This window comes from Pedococcus sp. P2_D7, from assembly GCF_056404295.1.
Genome location: NZ_JBFUEH010000006.1, coordinates 218426 through 235565, shown reverse-complemented (window position 1 = coordinate 235565; position 17140 = coordinate 218426). Strand labels below are relative to the sequence as shown.

The 17140-nt window shown below is 72.1% G+C and carries 15 protein-coding genes; 6 read left to right on the top strand and 9 right to left on the bottom strand.

The features are described from left to right. Positions 1-84 precede the first annotated feature (84 nt). The 7 genes from AC1DWJ_RS16115 to AC1DWJ_RS16085 form a co-directional block, all read right to left on the bottom strand. The gene (locus AC1DWJ_RS16115; protein WP_477621327.1) at positions 85-981 is read right to left on the bottom strand and encodes a carbon-nitrogen hydrolase family protein; all 897 of its coding nucleotides are present in this window, start codon (positions 979-981) and stop codon (positions 85-87) included. Continuing rightward, on the bottom strand, positions 981-1616 hold the full coding sequence (locus tag AC1DWJ_RS16110) for an SRPBCC family protein (protein ID WP_457252641.1): 636 nt from the start codon (positions 1614-1616) through the stop codon (positions 981-983). The genes AC1DWJ_RS16115 and AC1DWJ_RS16110 overlap by 1 nt, the downstream gene beginning before the upstream one ends. Then, a complete protein-coding gene (gene cutA / locus AC1DWJ_RS16105) occupies positions 1613-4087 on the bottom strand; it encodes an aerobic carbon-monoxide dehydrogenase large subunit (RefSeq protein ID WP_457252640.1) in 2475 nt (824 codons plus the stop codon). Before cutA ends, AC1DWJ_RS16110 begins: the two co-directional genes overlap by 4 nt. Continuing rightward, positions 4084-4716, bottom strand: a complete 633-nt coding sequence (locus AC1DWJ_RS16100) for a (2Fe-2S)-binding protein (protein WP_477621326.1) — start codon at positions 4714-4716, stop codon at positions 4084-4086. Before AC1DWJ_RS16100 ends, cutA begins: the two co-directional genes overlap by 4 nt. Continuing rightward, on the bottom strand, positions 4713-5663 hold the full coding sequence (locus tag AC1DWJ_RS16095) for an FAD binding domain-containing protein (protein WP_477621325.1): 951 nt from the start codon (positions 5661-5663) through the stop codon (positions 4713-4715). Before AC1DWJ_RS16095 ends, AC1DWJ_RS16100 begins: the two co-directional genes overlap by 4 nt. 115 nt (positions 5664-5778) lie before the next feature. Continuing rightward, entirely contained in the window at positions 5779-7257 is a 1479-nt protein-coding gene (locus AC1DWJ_RS16090; RefSeq protein WP_457252637.1) for a uracil-xanthine permease family protein, read from the bottom strand. A gap of 257 nt (positions 7258-7514) precedes the next feature. After that, complete coding sequence (locus AC1DWJ_RS16085) at positions 7515-9218, bottom strand: PucR family transcriptional regulator (protein WP_477621324.1); 1704 nt, start codon at positions 9216-9218, stop codon at positions 7515-7517. A 96-nt stretch (positions 9219-9314) separates the two neighbouring features. On the opposite strand from AC1DWJ_RS16085, the gene AC1DWJ_RS16080 reads away from it, so the two are divergent. The 5 genes from AC1DWJ_RS16080 to AC1DWJ_RS16060 are packed head-to-tail and all read left to right on the top strand — an operon-like array spanning position 9315 to position 14396. After that, positions 9315-10247: an oxamate carbamoyltransferase subunit AllH family protein gene (locus AC1DWJ_RS16080; protein WP_477621323.1), complete on the top strand. Its 933-nt coding sequence runs from the start codon at positions 9315-9317 to the stop codon at positions 10245-10247. Then, positions 10244-11791, top strand: coding sequence for an FdrA family protein (locus AC1DWJ_RS16075; protein ID WP_457252634.1), 1548 nt, complete (start codon positions 10244-10246; stop codon positions 11789-11791). Before AC1DWJ_RS16080 ends, AC1DWJ_RS16075 begins: the two co-directional genes overlap by 4 nt. Beyond that, positions 11788-13200 (top strand): YlbE family protein, encoded by a 1413-nt coding sequence (locus tag AC1DWJ_RS16070; protein WP_477621322.1) that lies wholly within the window; start codon positions 11788-11790, stop codon positions 13198-13200. Before AC1DWJ_RS16075 ends, AC1DWJ_RS16070 begins: the two co-directional genes overlap by 4 nt. A 49-nt stretch (positions 13201-13249) precedes the next feature. Further along, positions 13250-14122, top strand: coding sequence for a bifunctional methylenetetrahydrofolate dehydrogenase/methenyltetrahydrofolate cyclohydrolase (locus tag AC1DWJ_RS16065; protein WP_457252632.1), 873 nt, complete (start codon positions 13250-13252; stop codon positions 14120-14122). 4 nt (positions 14123-14126) lie between these two features. After that, the gene (locus AC1DWJ_RS16060; RefSeq protein WP_457252631.1) at positions 14127-14396 is read left to right on the top strand and encodes a DUF3017 domain-containing protein; all 270 of its coding nucleotides are present in this window, start codon (positions 14127-14129) and stop codon (positions 14394-14396) included. 69 nt (positions 14397-14465) lie between these two features. Here the strand turns inward: AC1DWJ_RS16060 and AC1DWJ_RS16055 are convergent, their stop codons facing one another. After that, positions 14466-15458, bottom strand: a complete 993-nt coding sequence (locus tag AC1DWJ_RS16055) for a malate dehydrogenase (RefSeq protein ID WP_477621321.1) — start codon at positions 15456-15458, stop codon at positions 14466-14468. A 142-nt stretch (positions 15459-15600) separates the two neighbouring features. On the opposite strand from AC1DWJ_RS16055, the gene AC1DWJ_RS16050 reads away from it, so the two are divergent. Then, complete coding sequence (locus AC1DWJ_RS16050) at positions 15601-16656, top strand: GNAT family N-acetyltransferase (protein ID WP_477621320.1); 1056 nt, start codon at positions 15601-15603, stop codon at positions 16654-16656. A 24-nt stretch (positions 16657-16680) separates the two neighbouring features. Here AC1DWJ_RS16050 and AC1DWJ_RS16045 read toward each other — a convergent pair whose 3' ends face one another. After that, positions 16681-17091 carry a nitroreductase family deazaflavin-dependent oxidoreductase gene (locus tag AC1DWJ_RS16045; protein ID WP_477621319.1) on the bottom strand — a complete coding sequence of 137 codons (411 nt, stop codon included), beginning with the start codon at positions 17089-17091 and terminating at the stop codon, positions 16681-16683. Between the last annotated feature and the right edge of the window lie 49 nt (positions 17092-17140).

Here is a 17140-nt window from a genome sequence, read left to right as displayed (position 1 = left end):
TTCGTGCCAGCAGCGCCACGGAGGTGCGCCAGGGGCGGGCGGGGACGTCGAACCGGGCCGCCCACGCCACCGATCGCCCGCGCGTCAGTGGGGAAAGGACGTCTCCGCCGGGCGCTCGAGCTCGTCGCGGTGGCCGCGGATCAGGTCGAGGTTGCGGTCGCGCAGGTGGTCGAACCCCTGCCCGATGTTGGAGCCGGGGGTGAGCGAGGACAGGGCAGTGGCCGGGTCGAGCACGGCCGAGACCCACCCCTCGTGAGAGGAGGCCTTCGCCGCGATGTGCGCGTTGGGCGTGACGATGTGGGAGTTGCCGAAGTAGAGCACCCCAGCAGGGTCGGTGCCCGTGGCGTTGGCCCCGACGATGAAGACGTGGTTGTCGTAGGCGCGCGCCCGCGAGGTCAGCTCCCAGATGTCGGCCGACCGCAGCAGCGCGCTCGGGCGGCAGATCACCTCGGCCCCCTGCACCGCCTGGATGCGGGAGAGCTCGGGGTAGTCACCGTCGAAGCAGATGATCATGCCGATCCGACCGAGGTCGGTGTCGCAGACCGTGACCGTGCTGCCGGGGGTCACCCAGCCGCCGCCGTCGACGTGCTCGGTGCAGAACGGGTGGGTCTTGCGGTAGACGCCGAGCACCTCGCCGTCGCGCCCGATCAGCACCGACGAGTTGTAGATGACGCCCCGCTCTGGGCCACGCTCGTAGGTGCCCAGCACGGCATACACACCAAGGTCTTTCGCGACCTGTTGCACCGGCTCGGTGACGGGTCCGGGGATCTCGGACACGAGGTCCCACAGCTCCTCGACCGGACAGTCGGGGGTGAACCCCGTCGTGGCCGACTCGGGCAGCACGACCAGCTCGGCACCGGTCGCATCGACGCAGCGCCGGGTGAAGTCGACGCACTTGTCGAGGTTCTTGCGCACCGACTCCGGCGACAAGGGTCCCGGCATCGGTGCGAGCTGGATGGCAGCCGCGGTGAATGCGCGCATCATCGTCCTCCGATCGCCCATCCCACGATAACCCCGGCCAAGGCGACCAAGCCCCCGGTGGCCACTCCCCAGGCGTACGGCTTGCCACCGAAGGCGGCCGTGGACGTGCCGACCCCCTGGATGGGCCGCGCGCCGCCGGGCACCTCCTCGACATGGACCCCGGGGCTGACCGCCTTGGTCTTCTTCTCCTTGCGCACGCCGGCGATGTCGTCGTCGACGGCCTCGAAGAACTGGCCGGCCATCTTCCGGGTCACGCCCGAGAGCATCCGCTGGCCGACGCCGCCGATCATGCCCCCGACCGCCGCGTCCGCGTCGTAGGACAGGTCGGTGCCCCCGGCCGCGGACGGGGCCAGGTGGACGACGACGTCGGCGTCGACGGTGCCGGGTCCGCCCGCTCCCTGCGCCTTCATCGTGAACCGCTCGGGGTGCTGTGGGTCGAGCAGGGCGACCTTGCCGTCGTAGGTGCCCTTGATCGCGGCGACCCCGGCGGTCACGGTCATGGCGTACTCGTCGGGCCCGACCTCGGTGAGCGACTCACAGCCGGGCAGGCAGCGGGCGAGCACCTCGGGGTCGTGGAAGGCGTCCCACACCTGCTGCGGTGTCGCCTTGAGGGCGGCGGTGCCGGAGATCTTCATGGTGCCTCCTGGGCGGGCGGTGCAGGCGCGGGGTCGGACGACGTGGTCGGGGCAGGTGCAGGGGTATGCCGCGAGCTCGCCAGCGAGGGGATCTCGCCACGGGCGTGGCGCTGGCGCAGCTCCCACAGCTCGACCGGCGAGATCGGCATCGAGGTGATCGCGAACCCCTCGGCGTCGGAGATCGCCGACGCGATGACCGCGGTGACCGGGATGCACCCTGCCTCGCCGGCGCCCTTGATCCCCAACGGGTTCAGCGGCGACGGCGTCTCGAGGTGGTCGGTCTCGATGTGCGGGATCTCCGAGGCGTAGGGCATCAGGAAGTCCATGAAGCTGGCGTTGAGCAGCTGGCCCGAGTCGTCGTACGCCATCCGCTCGTAGAGCGCACCGCCCACGCCCTGGGCCACGCCTCCGTGCACCTGGCCCTCGACGATCATCGGGTTGATCATCGTGCCGCAGTCGTGGATGACGCAGTAGCGCAGGATCTTCACCTCCGCGGTGACCGGGTCGGTCTCGACGATCGCCGCGTGCATGCCGTTGGCGAAGGTGGCCTGGGTGGGGGAGTAGAAGTCCTTGCCCTCCAGCCCGGGCTCGTCGTCGTCGGCGACCGGCGGCTTGGAGTGGTCGGCGGTGCCGGCGAACTGCGTGGCCGCCTTGGCTGCCTCGTCGAACGCGTAGCGCAGCGGGTTGGACATCACCGACACGGTGCCGAGCGACATGTGGGTGTCGGGGGCGCCCTTCACCCGGATGTCACCGTCGACGATCTCGAGGTCCTCGGCCGACACCTCGAGCGCGTCGGCCGCGATCCGGAGGGCCTTGGCCCGCACGTTGCGGGCGGCGAGGGCGATCGCGTTGCCGCTCATTACCGCCGCGCGCGAGGCGAACGTGCCCACGGCGTAAGGCATGCGGCGGGTGTCGCCCGTCGTGACGAAGACGTCGTCGATCGGCACCCCGAGCTCCTGCGCCACGATCTGCGCGAACGACGTCTCGTGGCCCTGCCCCTGCGAGGTGAGACCGGTCGACACGTTGACCCGGCCGCTGGTCTCGATCTGGATGTGGCCGCCCTCGTAGGGTCCGACGCCGGTGCCCTCGACGTAGCACCCGATGCCGAGGCCGACCCTGCGGCCGTCCGCCTCGGCCTGCTCGCGGTAGGCCGCGAAGTCGTCCCAGCCGACCAGCGCCTTGAGCTTGGCGAGGCTGGCCGGGAAGTCACCGGAGTCATACTTCAGCGGGCGGCCGTCCTGGAAGAGCAGCCCGTGGTCGTAGGGCATCTCGCTCGGGAGGATGAAGTTCCGCGAGCGGACCTCGGCCCGGTCGAGGCCGAGCCGGTCGGCGATGGCGTCCATGGTGCGCTCCATGGCGAAGCACCCCTGCGGCCGTCCGGCACCGCGGTAGGGCGTCACGAGAACGGTGTTGGTGTAGAGCGACCAGAACTCGCAGCGGTAGGCGCCGGGCTTGTAGGGCCCGAGCAGCTGGGTCGACGTGATGATCGGGACGATGATGCCGTAGGGCGTGTAGGCGCCGTTGTCGTGCCAGAACTTCACGTCGAGCCCGAGCACCCGCCCGTCGTCGTCGAAGCCGACCCGGATCTGCTGGAGCTGGCCGCGCTCGTGGGCGCTGGAGATGAAGTGCTCGCGCCGGTCCTCGGTCCACTTCACCTCTCGGTCGAGAAGCCTTGCGGCCCAAGGGATCAGGACCTCCTCCGGCCAGGGGTGGTTGATCTTCACGCCGAAGCCACCACCCACGTCGGGCGCGATGCACTCGACCTTCGCCAGCGGCAGGTCGAGCTTGGCTGCGACGGCCGCGCGGACACCGGTCGAGGTCTGGGTCGAGGAGAAGATGCGCAGCTCGCCCTTGTCGGAGTCCCACCGCGCCAGCACCCCCTTGCCCTCCATCGGCATGCAGGCGCTGCGCTCGATGTCGAGGTCGAGCTCGAGGGTGTGCGGTGCTGCGGCAATGGCGGCGTCGACGTCACCGACCTCCTGGAGCATCCGGCAGGCGACGTTGCCCGGCACGTCGTCGTGGACCAGGGCCGCGCCGTCCCGGGCGTTCGCGATGCCCACGACCGGGGTGAGCAGCTCGTAGTCGACCCGGATCCGCTGGCAGATGTCCTCGGCGACGTAGCGGTCGCGCGCGACGACCATGACGATGGCCTCGCCCACGTAGTTGACCTCGTCGCGGGCGAGCGCGAACTGCGTGCGGCCGTGGGTGAGGGTCGGGTGGGGGATCAGCAGTGGCAGTGGCTCGCCCACCCGACCGGGAAGGTCCTCGTGGGTCCAGATGCCGACCAGCCCGTCGACGTCGAGCGCGTCGGTGACGTCGATGTCGACGATGCGCGCGTGGGCGTGCGGGCTGCGCACGAACGCCGCCGCGAGGGCGCTGTGGCCGAGGTCGTCGAGGTAGCGCCCGCCGCCGGTCACCAGACGTGGGTCCTCGCGACGGGTGATCGGTGCCCCGAACATCTGGCTGGTCACGGCGCCTCGCCCCCGTCGGCGACGGTATGCCGCGTGGCCGGCGCCGCGGCATACCCGCCCCCGTCGGCGACGGTATGCCGCGTGGCCGGCGCCGCGGCATACCCGTCGCCTGCGCGCTCGGCGCGGAGCTCGGCGGCCCGGAGGACCGACTTCACGATGTTCTGGTAGCCGGTGCAGCGGCAGAGGTTGCCCGAGATCGCCTCGCGGGCCTCGTCGGCGGTGGGGTGCGGGTGGTCCTCGAGGTAGGCCGTGATGGTCGTGAGGAAGCCCGGGGTGCAGAACCCGCACTGGAGGCCGTGACACTCGATGAAGGCCTGCTGGACCGGTCCCATCGAGTCGATCGCCCCGAGGCCCTCGACCGTGGTGACCTCGTGTGCCTGGGCCGTCACGGCGAACATCAGGCACGACCGCATCGGCTGTCCGTCGACGAGCACGGTGCAGGCACCGCACACCCCGTGCTCGCAGCCCACGTGGGTGCCGGTCAGCCGCAGGTCGTGGCGCAGGAAGTCGGACAGCAGCCGACGCGCCGGGGCCTTGGCGTGCCGCGGCACGCCGTTGACCACGACGGTGAGGTCGAGGAGCTCCTCGGCTCCGCCATCGGTCAGGGAATCGGCGATGCGCTCGGTCATGCGACACCTCCCGGAGCAGACCCATGCAAAAGGCGAGTTAGCGCCGCGTCGTGCGGCGCTAACTCGCCTTTTGCATGGGATAGCGACGCGACGGAGCGGGCCGCAGCGGACGCCAGGCTGAGCCGGGCCAGCTCGGCCGCCAGCATGGCGCGGTATGCCGCGGTCGCGTGGATGTCGCCGTCTGGCTCGATCGCGCCGTCGACGAGGTCGGCAGCCGCGGACCAGTCGACGGCGCCGGGCTCCTGGCCGGCGAAGACGGGGGTGACGTCGAGGGTCCGGGGCACATCCGTGACGGACACGAACGAGAGCCGGGCGTCGGCGACGACTCCGTCCTCGACGCGCACGACCGCCGCGACCCCGGCCATGGCGTAGTCGCCGTGCCGACGGGCCCGCTCCATGAACGCCGTGCCCGTGCCGTCCGCGAAGCGACGGAACCGCACACCCACCACCAGCTCGTCGGCGGCCAGGGAGGTCTCGAGCGCGCCCTCGAAGAAGTCGGCCACCGCGATCTCGCGGGAGCCGCGGACAGACACTGCCTCGACGACGCCGTCGGTCAGGGCCAGCACGGCCGGCATCTCCCCGGCGGCGTCGGCATGCGCGATCGAGCCGACGGTGGTGCCGCGGTTGCGGATGACGGGGTGGGCGACGTTGACGAGAGCCTGGCGCAGCAGCGGCAACGCGGCATACGCCTCGTCGTGGTGCTCGAGCTGCGCGTGGCGCACGAGCGCACCGATCCGCACCTCGGTGTCGGTGACGACCACGTCGGCGAGTCCGGTGACCTGGTTGATGTCGACGAGGTGGGCTGGCGAGGCGAGTCGCATGTTGAGGATCGGGATCAGGCTCTGACCGCCCGCGAGCACCTTGCCGTCGTGGCCGACCTGCCCCAGCACCTCGACCGCCTCGGCGACGGAGCGTGGTGCGTGGTGCACGAAGGGGGCTGGCTTCACGGACTGATCCTGCCGTCTGGAGTCAATGGGGGCTAGAGCCGGGGCCGACCCGCCGGGGGAATGGTGCGGGCCCCCGACCTCGATCGGGGGCCCGCACCCTGGGTCGGATCGCCGATCAGCGGCGGTCGTCACCCTGGTAGAGGTCGTCGATCCCGTCACTGTCGCCGTAGGTGTCCGTGCCTCCGACGGTGAGCACCGTCCCGCCGGGTCCGCCCGCGGCGGCACGCTCGCGCAGCTCGCGCGGGGCGAGGGCCTTGGCGAGGTGGTAGCCGCCGACGGCGACGATGGTGCCGAGGGCGATGCCGGTGAGGGAGAAGTTGTCGGTGATCTTCAGCTTCACGTCGCCGACGCCCATGATGATGCCGGCCGCGATCGGCACGAGGTTGATCGGGTTGCCGAAGTCGACGCCGTTCTCCTTCCAGATCTTGGCGCCGAGCAGGCCGATCATGCCGTAGAGGACGACCGTGATCCCGCCGAGCACGCCGCCCGGCACCGACGCCACGAGCGCGCCGAACTTGGGCGAGAAGCCGAAGAGGATCGCCACGACCGCCGCCACGTAGTACGCGGCCGTCGAGTAGACGCGGGTCGCCGCCATGACGCCGATGTTCTCGGCGTAGGTGGTGGTGGGGGAGCCGCCGACCGCCGAGGCGAGGACGGTGCCCACGCCGTCGGCCGCGATGGCTCGACCCATCACCGGGTCGAGGTCGTGGCCGGTCATCTCGGCCACCGCCTTGACGTGGCCGGTGTTCTCGGCGATCAACGCGATCACGGCGGGGAGCACCAGCAGGATGGCCGCCATCGAGAAGCTCGGCGTGTGCCAGCCCACGACCTCCTTGCCGTCGGCCGCGATCGTGGTCTGGGACGGGAAGCCGAACAGCGCCGCGTCCTTGACGCCCGCGAAGTTCGTGCGGAAGTGGCTGGTCGCCTCGGTGGCGCCACCCAGCACGGACGTGATCTCACCGGCGGTCTTGTCGAGGACCCACGAGAGGGCCGTGCCGAAGATCAGCGCGAGGAAGATCGCGATGCGCGAGATGAAGCCCCTGAAGGCCACGGCGCAGACGATGGTGAAGACCATCACCGCGAACGCCACCCACTGGTCCTGGGGCCAGTAGATGTTGGCCACGACCGGGGCGAGGTTGAAGCCGATCAGCATGACGACCGCGCCGGTGACCACCGGCGGCAGCACCGTGTGCAGCACGCCGGAGCCCAGCACGTGGATCAGCAGACCGACGAGCGCGAGCACCAGGCCGGCGACCAGGATCGCCCCGGTGACCTCCTTGGAGTCGCCACCCTGCGCGCGGATCGCGGTGACGCCGCCGACGAACGAGGCAGAGGTGCCCAGGTAGCTCGGCACCTTGCCCTGCACGATGAGCAGGAACGCGATCGTCGCGATGCCGCTCATCATGATCGCGAGCTGGGGGTTGAGCCCCATGATCAGCGGGAAGACGAACGTCGCCCCGAACATCGCGACGACGTGCTGCGCGCCCAGCCCGACGGTCTTGCCCCACCCGAGGCGCTCATCCGGGGCGACGACGTCGTCCGGTCCGGAGAGGTTGCCGTCTCCGTGCAGTTTCCAACCCAGGCCCAGTGACATGCGGACTCCTTCTCCACGGCGTGGCCACCCAGCCGGCGTGGCCCACGGTCCCTTCCGGGATAGGCGAAAACTAGCGGCCCCACCGCCCGCTGCATTGGGCAATTGTTGCTATCGGGGGCCGCGCGCCTTTCGGCAGAGTATGCGGAGTGGCGCGCTCGCATTCCGCGCCGGGCAGGAGTGCAATGGGCTGTGCCGCGTCCCTCCCGCCAGAGGGCGCGGCACCCTGATGCCCCCGCGGCATACCGGCGGTTGTGCGGTCAGATGCCGCGCATCTGGTGCACCTTGAGCGCGAGGGCGAGCTTGAGCCGCAGCTGCGGGTCGGTCGTGAAGGGGCCGAGCATCTTCTCCAGCTTCACGATGCGGTAGCGCAGCGTGTTGTAGTGGAAGAACAGCTGGCGCGCGGTCTCGGCGACGTTCATGTTGGTGTCGATGAGGATCGACAGGGTCCGGCGCAGGTCGGCGTTCTCGGCGGAGTCGTCGGTGGACAGCGGCCCGAGCGCCTCGTCCACGAACCGGCGCAGGTCAGCGCTGTCGGGGATCAGGGCGAGCAGCCGGAACACCCCGAGGCCGTCGAAGTGCGTGACGGCGGAGTCGCCGTGCAGCTGGCGTCCGACGCTGACCGCCGAGAGGGCCTCCTCGTAGGCCTGGGGCAGGTCGGCCACGGACTCGACGGGACGTGAGACGCCGGTCGAGAAGGTGCGCCGACCGCCGCCGCCGATGCCGCTGATCACGCGCACGATCTCGGTGACGGTGCGCATGATCGACTCCGTGTCGGCCCCTTGGGGCACCCCGCAGAGGGCGACCACCTCCTGGCTGAACCCCATCACCGGCGCGCGCGGGTCGCGGACGGCCAGGGCCTGGTTCCACGCGCGGGCGAAGCGCTCCTGCAGGACCCCCACCTCCTCGGGCGAGCGGGAGGAGTGCGCGTCGTCCTCGTCGGTCTCCGCCACCACGACCACGAGGCGGCGGTCGATGTCCCACCCGAGCGAGGCCGCGTGCGCGACCGCCTCGGCAGGCGCGCCGGCCCGACCGGCCAGGGCGTCGCGCAGGAACTCCGCGCGGTACTTGCTCTCCACCGCCGAGACGGCCTGCTCCTTGGTGATGGCAAGTGCCGCGACGGTGGCGGCGCGCTCGAGGAGGTGGACGTCGTCGGCGGTGAGCGACCGGTCTCCCACGAACGCCGCCAGCAGGCCGTGGTTGAGGTTGCCGGCCACGATCCGCACCATCGCCCGCCGCGCCTCGGTGCCGTGGCTCGGGCGGATGCCCACCGGCTCGTGCTCGGTGATCAGCCGGCCGGTGCGGTCGAAGCAGTCAAGCGCCAGGGCGGCACCGAGATCGGCATCGCTCCCGGCCTGCGCGATCACGCGGCCGTCGCTGCTGGTCACCATCGCGGCACCCCCGAGGAACCCGGCCAGCCGTTGGCACAGGTCCTCGAGACCGCCCCCGGCCAGCACGACACCGACGAGGATCTGGTGGGCCTCCTCGACGCGCTGGAGGATGCCCGACTGCTGGTCGAGGACCGCCCCGAGGACCTCGGTGACGATGCGTTCGGCCCGGACCGTGGGCGGAGCCAGCACGAGCGGGACCCCGACCGCGGTCGCGCGGGCCCGCCACCGACGGACCTGCTCCACGGTGCCCCCGGCGATGGCCAGGGCCGCCGCGCCGTCGAGGGCGCTCTGTTCGATGGGGTCCTGGCCGGCCGCCTCCCAGGCCTCGACGGTCTCGGCGTCGCTGCAGACGAGGTGGTGCCGGGGGGTGGGGGTCGCGCCGAGCAGGGATGCCCGAAGGACGCCGCGGAGCAGCTGGTCGGCCCCGCGCACGAGCTCGGTGCCGGCCAGCGAGGGCAGGGTCAGGAGGCCCACGAGGCTGACGCCGCCCACGAGGTCGCGGCTGGGGGCAGGGGCACCGGCCGATGGCAACTCCGCGTCAACCAGGCCGCCATCCTTGGCAACATTCACCATGAGGTGACTGTAATGGCACTCGATAGCGTCGCTGCGTCACTCCGGCGAATCGGGACCGGACGAGCAAGGCAACGAGCACGCGGGAGGAGGTCGGCGATGACCGCGTCAGCGACCTGGCCGGCCGCGGTCTCCGAGCGGTCCGCCCAGCTGGTCCACGGAGCACCTCGCCGCGCCACCGTCGTGGCGGCCTTCCCGACGGCTCTCTACCTGCACGTGGGTGGGCACGCCGACGTCCTGCCCGTGGTGACGCGCGACGGATTCCGGCTCCCCACGGCGCTCGCCGTCGCGACCGCCCTCGCGACCGTGGGATGGGGAGCCCAGCCGGGCGACGAGGTGGTGGTCGGTGACGGTGGCGTGCGGCTGCCCGGCGTCATGATCCACGCGGTGCGCACCTGGCGCCCCCAGCTGGTCTCCCGCGCCACCACGCCCGTGGTCGTCGGGCACCTCGCGACGCTGCCCCTGCCGTGGCGTGCGCCTGCTCGCGCCCTCACCGAGCTGCTCCTCGGCGGCGAGCACACGCCATACCCCTTGGCCGACCGGGTGGGCGCGCTCGTGGGGGCGGGGCCGGGACTCACCCCGAGCGGCGACGACGTGCTGTGCGGCGTGCTGCTGGGGCTGCGACTGCACCCGCGCGGCTCGGCCTCGCTCGTCGACGAGCTCTGGCGGGCGGTCGAACCCCGCCTCACCGCGACGACGAGCCTGTCGGCGTCGCTCCTGCGCGAGGCCGCCGACGGGTATGCCGCCGAGCCGGTCACGCAGCTGCTGCAGCGCCTCGCGTCGGCTGGCTCCACCAGCTCGTCCGGCTCCAGTGCGCGGGCCACAGTCACCGACGCCGTGCGCAGGGTGCTCGCGATCGGCCACACCTCGGGCGCCGACCTCCTCGGCGGCCTGGCCGGCTGCCTCGACGCCCTCGCACCAGCCGCCCCCGCACCAGCCGCTCTCGCACCAGCCGCCCTCGCACCAGCCGCCCTCGCGGGGACCGCATCGACCGCGAACTCCCTGTCCGCCACCCCGAGGAGCCTGCCGTGACCGACCACCTCGAGCTGCGCAGTGGCGCCTACCACGACTCGGTGAGCCTCATGCAGGTCTCGCGGCAGGTGGCCGGCGCGAGCGGTGTCTCGGCCGCGCAGGTCGCGATGGCCACCGAGCTCAACCTCGAGGTGATCGCCGCCATGGGGTTCACGGTGCCGCAGGGCGTCCGGCCCAACGAGCTCGTGGTCGCCATCCGGGCCGACGACACCGAGGGGGTCGGCGCCGGGCTGGCCGCCCTGGACGCTGCCCTCGCCGGTCTGCGGTCGGCCGGGTCGGGCGCGGGTGGCTTCGGGGAGGCTCCACCGCCGCGCACCCTCGGTCGTGCGGTCCGCGCCGGTGACGCCACCCTCGCGCTCGTCTCGGTGCCCGGCCAGCACGCCACCGTGGAGGCCTTCGACGCCATCTCCCAAGGAGTCTCGGTGATGGTGTTCTCCGACAACGTCCCCGTCGAGGACGAGGTCCGGCTCAAGGACGCTGCCGCCGCGCGGGATGTCCTCGTCATGGGCCCCGACTGCGGCACGGCCGTGGTGGGCGGGGTCGCGCTCGGCTTCGCCAACGTCGTCGAGCGGGGCCCGGTCGGGATCGTGGCGGCCTCCGGCACGGGTGCGCAGCAGGTGATGGCGCTGCTCGACGCTGCAGGGGTGGGGGTCAGCCACTGCCTCGGCGTCGGTGGTCGCGACCTGTCGTCAGCCGTGGGTGGCCGGTCGACCCGCCAGGCGCTCGCCGCGCTCGCGGCTGACGAGGCGACCGAGTCGATCCTCGTGGTCTCCAAGCCGCCGGCCGCCGAGGTGCTCGCCGAGCTGGAGGGGTATGCCGCGGGGCTCGGCAAGCCGGTCCACTGGGCGACGCTGGGCGCCGGGCGACCCGACCTCACGGCCGCCGTCGAGACGTTCCTCGGCTCGCTCGGCCGCGAGGTCCCATCCTGGCCGTCGTGGGGGCCGCTCCAGGTCGCTTCTTCGGAAGATCCGCAGGGTCAGGACCCGGGCGATCTTCCGAACAACGGGAGGTGGCTGCGGGGCCTGTTCTGCGGCGGCACCCTGGCGGACGAGGCGATGCTGGTCGCCGGCGAGGTGCTCGGCGGCATCCGGTCCAACATCCCGTTGTCGCCCGACCTGGCCCTCGACGCCGAACTGCGGGCCGACACCCACCTGGTCATCGACTTCGGCGACGACGAGCTGACCCGCGGGCGGGCGCACCCCATGATCGACCCGACCTTGCGGCTGGAGCGGATCGCCGCCGAGGGAGCCGACCCGGGCTGCGGTGTGCTGCTGCTCGACCTGGTCCTCGGCCACGGCGCACACCCCGACCCCGCGCCCGAGCTGGCCGATGCGATCCGCGGCGCCCGGGCCGTGGCCATGGCCGCCGGGCGTGAGCTCCCGGTGGTCGTCTCGCTCACGGGCACGCGGGGCGACCCCCAGGGACTCGACCGGAGCGGCGCCCAGCTGTCGGCGGCCGGCGCGGCCGTCCACCTCTCCAACGCCGAGGCGACGAGGCAGGCGCTCGCCCTCCTCGGCGCCGACCAGGACGGAGCGACCCGATGAGCACCCCCCTGCGCGGGCTCCTGCAGACCGACCCGGTGGTCGCCACGGCGGGCGCCTCGATGTTCGCCGATGCGCTGCGTGACCAGGCCGTCGAGGTCACCGAGACCGACTGGCAGCCGCCGCTCGAGGGCACCGCCCCCCACCTCGCCCGTGTCGCCGCAGACCCCCGCCGAGGCGAGGCGAACGAGCTCGCGTGGCACCGGATGACCGCGGCCGGCGCGGACTTCGTCGACGTGCGGCCGGCCAGCGAGGCGCTCGGGCTGGAGCGCGGGACGTTCCTGCACGCGGGCCCACCGATCGAGTGGGAGCGCGCCTCGGGCCCGCTGCGCGGAGCCCTCATCGGCGCGATGCTCTTCGAGGGCATGGCCGACACCGCCGAGGCCGCCGAGACTGCCCTCGCCCGTGGTGACGTCGAGCTCGAGCCGTGCCACCACCGCGACGCGGTCGGCCCGATGGCCGGCGTCGTCTCCCCGTCGATGTGGGTCTACGAGCTCCGTGACGAGGTGCACGACCACACGTCGTGGTGCTCGCTCAACGAGGGACTCGGCAAGGTGCTGCGTTACGGCGCCTACGGCCCCGAGGTCATCGACCGGCTGCACTGGATGAACTCGGTGCTCGGACCGTTGCTGCAGCAGGCGATTCGCGCTGCCGGCCCGATCGACGTCAAGTCGATCATCAGCCAGATGCTCCAGATGGGCGACGAGGGCCACAACCGCAACCGCGCCGGCTCCCTGATGCTGCTGCGAGAGCTGCTGCCCACCCTGATCACCGCCGACGGGTCGTCGAGCGACATCGCCGAGGCGGTGCGCTTCTCCGGCGCGAACGAGCACTTCTTCCTCAACCTCGGGATGCCGGCGTGCAAGCTCTCGACGCTGGCAGCGGAGGGCATCCCCGGGTCGACGGTCGTCACGACGATGGCCCGCAACGGCACCGACTTCGGGATCCGGACCGCGGGCACCGGTGACCAGTGGTTCACCGGGCCGGCCAACACCCCTGAAGGACTGTTCCTCGGCTCCTACGGACCCGACGACGCCAACCCTGACATCGGCGACTCGGCGATCACCGAGACGGCCGGCATCGGTGGCTTCGCGATGGCGGCGGCGCCGGCCATCGTGAAGTTCGTGGGCGGCGACGTCCCGCTGGCGCTGCGGGCCACGCGCACGATGTACGAGATCACGGTCGGCGAGCACACGGCATACCAGGTGCCCATCCTCGAGTTCCGCGGGACGCCGACCGGCATCGACGTCTCCGCGGTGGCGCGGACCGGCATCCTGCCGCAGATCAACACCGGCATGGCCGGACGGGTCGCCGGCACCGGCCAGGTGGGGGCTGGGCTCGTCACGCCGCCTGCCGAGTGCTTCACCCAGGCGATCGCCGCGCTCGCGGCGGCAGTGCCCGGGGACGGGTGACCGCACGCCCGTGCGGACCGGCCCCCGCGGCGTGGCAGGATGGGCGACCGTGACGGCACGCATCCTCGACGGCAAAGCGGTCCTGGCGACCATCAAGGACGAGCTCCGCGGGCGGGTGGACGTGTTGCGCGAGCACGGCGTGGTCCCAGGGCTCGGCACGGTGCTGGTGGGGGAGGACCCCGGAAGCCAGTGGTACGTCAACGCGAAGCACAAGGACTGCGCGGAGATCGGCATCACGAGCATCCGCCGTGACCTCCCGTCGACCGCGACCCAGACCGAGGTCGAGGACGTCATCGACGAGCTCAACGCCGACCCCGAGTGCACTGGGTTCCTCGTGCAGCAGCCGACCGGTCTCGACGAGTTCGCGCTGCTCTCGCGGGTCGACCCGACCAAGGACGTCGACGGCCTGCACCCCACGAACCTCGGCTGGCTGGTGCTCGGCAAGGCGGCACCGCTGCCGTGCACCCCGGCCGGCTGCATCGAGCTGCTCCGCCGCTTCGACGTGCCGATCGCCGGTGCCCGCGTGGCGCTGGTCGGTCGTGGCATCACCGTCGGTCGTCCGCTCGGGCTGATGCTCACCCGGCGCAGCGAGAACGCCACCGTGGTGCTGTGCCACACCGGGACCCGCGACCTCGCCGCCGAGGTGCGGCAGGCCGACATCGTCATCGCCGCCGCGGGCCAGCCCGGCCTCATCACGGCTGACATGGTCAAGCCAGGTGCGGCCGTGCTCGACGTCGGCGTGAGCCGGATCGTCGCCGAGGACGGCACGTCCAAGGTGGCCGGTGACGTCGCCGACGACGTCGCCGAGGTGGCCGGCTGGGTCAGCCCGAACCCGGGCGGCGTCGGCCCGATGACCCGCGCGATGCTGCTGTCCAACATCGTGGCGGCCGCCGAGCGTCAGCTCGCCGAGACCTCGGCCTGACCCGGTGACCGCGCCGCGCCTGGGCTGGTGGTGGTTCGCCGCCCCGGTGCTCGTGGCCGGAGTCGTCCTGTTCCTCTTCGACGAGGTGCGCCCGGCCGGCTACACGATCGCGGCGGGTCTGGGGCTGGCGGCCTTGCTACGCCTGGTGCTCCCGACCGCCCGCAGCGGTGGGCTCGCAGTCCGCTCGCGAGGCGTCGACGTGGCCACCATGGCGGTCCTCGGCGTGGCCCTCGCGTTCATCACCTCCGTCCTCGACCTGACGCCGCGCGGCTGACCCCGCACGCGCGAAAGCGGCCGCCCCCCGGTGGGGGACGGCCGCTTCGAGGTATGCCGTGCGGCTGGGTCAGCCGAGCAGCCCCAGACCGCGGACGGCGTCGCGCTCCTCCTCGAGCTCCTTGACGGAGGCGTCGATGCGGGCGCGGGAGAAGTCGTTGATCTCCAGGCCCTGGACGATCTGCCAGTCGCCGTTGCTCGTGGTGACGGGGAACGACGAGATGAGGCCCTCGGGCACGCCGTAGGAGCCGTCCGAGCGCACCGACATCGAGACCCAGTCGCCCTCGGCCGTGCCGAGCGCCCAGTCGCGGGCGTGGTCGACGGTGGCCGAGGCCGCGGAGGCCGCTGACGAGGCGCCGCGGGCGTCGATGATCGCCGCGCCGCGCTTGGCCACGGTCGGGATGTAGGTGTCTGCCAGCCACGCCTCGTCGTTGACCAGCTCGGCGGCGTTGCGGCCACCGACCTCGGCGTGGAACAGGTCGGGGTACTGGGTGGCGGAGTGGTTGCCCCAGATCGTCATGTGCGTGATCTCGGTGACCGCGGCGCCGGTCTTGGCCGCGAGCTGGCTGATCGCGCGGTTGTGGTCGAGGCGGGTCAGCGCGGAGAAGCGCTCCTGCGGGATGTCGGGGGCGTTGCTCATCGCGATGAGGGCGTTGGTGTTGGCCGGGTTGCCGGTCACTGTCACGCGGATGTCGTCGGCGGCCACGGAGTTCAGCGCCTTGCCCTGGGGGGCGAAGATGCCGCCGTTGGCCTCGAGCAGGTCACCACGCTCCATACCGGGGCCGCGCGGACGCGCGCCGACGAGGAGGGCGTGGTTGACGCCGTCGAACACCCTCTCGGCGTTGTCACCGATCTCGACCTTGGCCAGCGTCGGGAACGCGCAGTCGTCGAGCTCCATGACGACACCCTCGAGCGCCTTGAGGGCCGGGGTGATCTCGAGGAGCCGCAGCTCGACGGGGGTGTCCGGGCCGAAGAGCGAACCGCTCGCGATCCGGAAGAGGAGGCTGTAGCCGATCTGGCCGGCGGCGCCGGTGACGGCGACCTTGACGGGGGTAGTGCTCACGGTGGGCCCTTCGCGTCTTTGAGAGTGATGGCGGGACTGGTGCGACTGGTGGCCAGGGACGCTGGTCTCGATGCTGCGGTCCCTGTGGAACCGACGCTAGCAGGGCTGCGGCGACCGCATCCGAGGTGGTTAGGGTCGGGGCATGCCGACGCCCGACTTCGTCCTGGCCCTGCGTGAACGGCTGGGTCACGACCTGCTGTGGATGGCCGGGGTCACTGCCGTCGTGCGCGACGAACGCGGGCACGTGCTGCTCGGCCGGCGCGCCGACAACGGTCGCTGGGGTCTGGTCAGCGGCATCCTCGAGCCCGGTGAGCAGCCGGCCGACGGGCTCCTGCGTGAGATCGAGGAGGAGACCGGCGTCGTCGCCCGGATCGAGGCGCTCGCCGGGGTCTGGACGCAGCCCGAGCTGACCTACCCCAACGGCGACCGCGCGCAGTACCTCGACCTCTGCTTCCTCGCGCGACACGTCTCCGGGGAGGCGCGCGTCAACGACGACGAGTCGACCGAGGTCGGTTGGTTCCCCGTCGACGCCCTGCCTGAGGGGCTGGCCCCCAACTCCCGGCGCAAGCTCGCCACAGCACTCGCCTTCGACGGCAGGACGCGGTTTGAGGGTGACAGCGTGGGGGGCAGCGAGGGGGACGAGCGAGGGGACGGCCTTGGAGCTGGGTATGCCGCCGTGCCCGACGAGGGCGGGCCGGTGGCCGCGGCTGGGCCGCCGCTGGCAGTGCTGGATCCTGGTGACGTGGTGCTCCGCCGGGCCACGGCGGACGACGTGCGCGCGGTCGTCGGCCTGATCGCCGACGACCAGCTCGGGGCGACCCGCGACGACCCGCGGGACCTCACGGCATACCTGCGGGCCTTTGCGGCGATCGACGCGGACCCGGCGCAGCTCCTCGTGGTGCTCGACGACGGCGGCAGGGTCGTGGGCACGATGCAGCTGAGCTTCCTCCCGGGGCTGTCCCGTGGCGGCGCGACGCGCGGCCAGGTGGAGGCGGTGCGGGTGGCGGCGAGCCACCGCGGCCGGCGCCTCGGTGAGCAGATGGTCCGCTGGGCCGTGGACGAGTCGGCCCGCAGGGGCTGCGCGCTCGTCCAGCTCACCACCGACAAGAGCCGCGCAGATGCCCACCGGTTCTACGAACGGTTGGGGTTCACGGCGTCGCACGAGGGGTTCAAGATGTCCTTGGACGTGGCCCGCTGAGCTCAGGGCGCCGGCAGGTGGGGGTCAGGCGACCTCGCGCAGGCGCAGGACGGGGATGGTCCGGCTGGTCTTCGTCTCGTAGTCACCGAAACCAGGTCGGGCCGCGACGATCTCGGGCCACTTCGCCGCGCGCTCGGCGGGGCTCAGCTCGCTCGCCTCGACGGTGAAGGTCCGGGTGCCGACCTCGACCTCGAATCGCGGATGGGCTCGCAGGTTGTGGTACCAGTCGGGGTTGGTCGGGGCCCCGCCCTTGGAGGCCACGACGAGCATCGAGCCGTCGTCCTGCGGGAAGTAGACCACCGGGTTCACCCGGACCGTTCCGCTCCTGGCGCCGATGTGGTGCAGCAGGATCATCGGCGCGCCCTTGAAGTAGCCGCCGACGCGACCCTCGTTGGCACGAAACTCCGCAATGACTCCGTCGTTCCAGTCGCTCATGCAGGTGGCAACCCCGCCGAAGTGCGTCCCATTCCGGGTGGTTCGTTCC

Coding starts and splice junctions, on each gene's coding strand:
- AC1DWJ_RS16115 (WP_477621327.1), bottom strand. CDS start 981: ATGCGCGCATTCACCGCGGCTGCCATCCAGCTCGCACCGATGCCGGGA.
- AC1DWJ_RS16110 (WP_457252641.1), bottom strand. CDS start 1,616: ATGAAGATCTCCGGCACCGCCGCCCTCAAGGCGACACCGCAGCAGGTG.
- AC1DWJ_RS16100 (WP_477621326.1), bottom strand. CDS start 4,716: ATGACCGAGCGCATCGCCGATTCCCTGACCGATGGCGGAGCCGAGGAG.
- AC1DWJ_RS16090 (WP_457252637.1), bottom strand. CDS start 7,257: ATGTCACTGGGCCTGGGTTGGAAACTGCACGGAGACGGCAACCTCTCC.
- AC1DWJ_RS16085 (WP_477621324.1), bottom strand. CDS start 9,218: ATGGTGAATGTTGCCAAGGATGGCGGCCTGGTTGACGCGGAGTTGCCA.
- AC1DWJ_RS16080 (WP_477621323.1), top strand. CDS start 9,315: ATGACCGCGTCAGCGACCTGGCCGGCCGCGGTCTCCGAGCGGTCCGCC.
- AC1DWJ_RS16070 (WP_477621322.1), top strand. CDS start 11,788: ATGAGCACCCCCCTGCGCGGGCTCCTGCAGACCGACCCGGTGGTCGCC.
- AC1DWJ_RS16050 (WP_477621320.1), top strand. CDS start 15,601: ATGCCGACGCCCGACTTCGTCCTGGCCCTGCGTGAACGGCTGGGTCAC.
- AC1DWJ_RS16045 (WP_477621319.1), bottom strand. CDS start 17,091: ATGAGCGACTGGAACGACGGAGTCATTGCGGAGTTTCGTGCCAACGAG.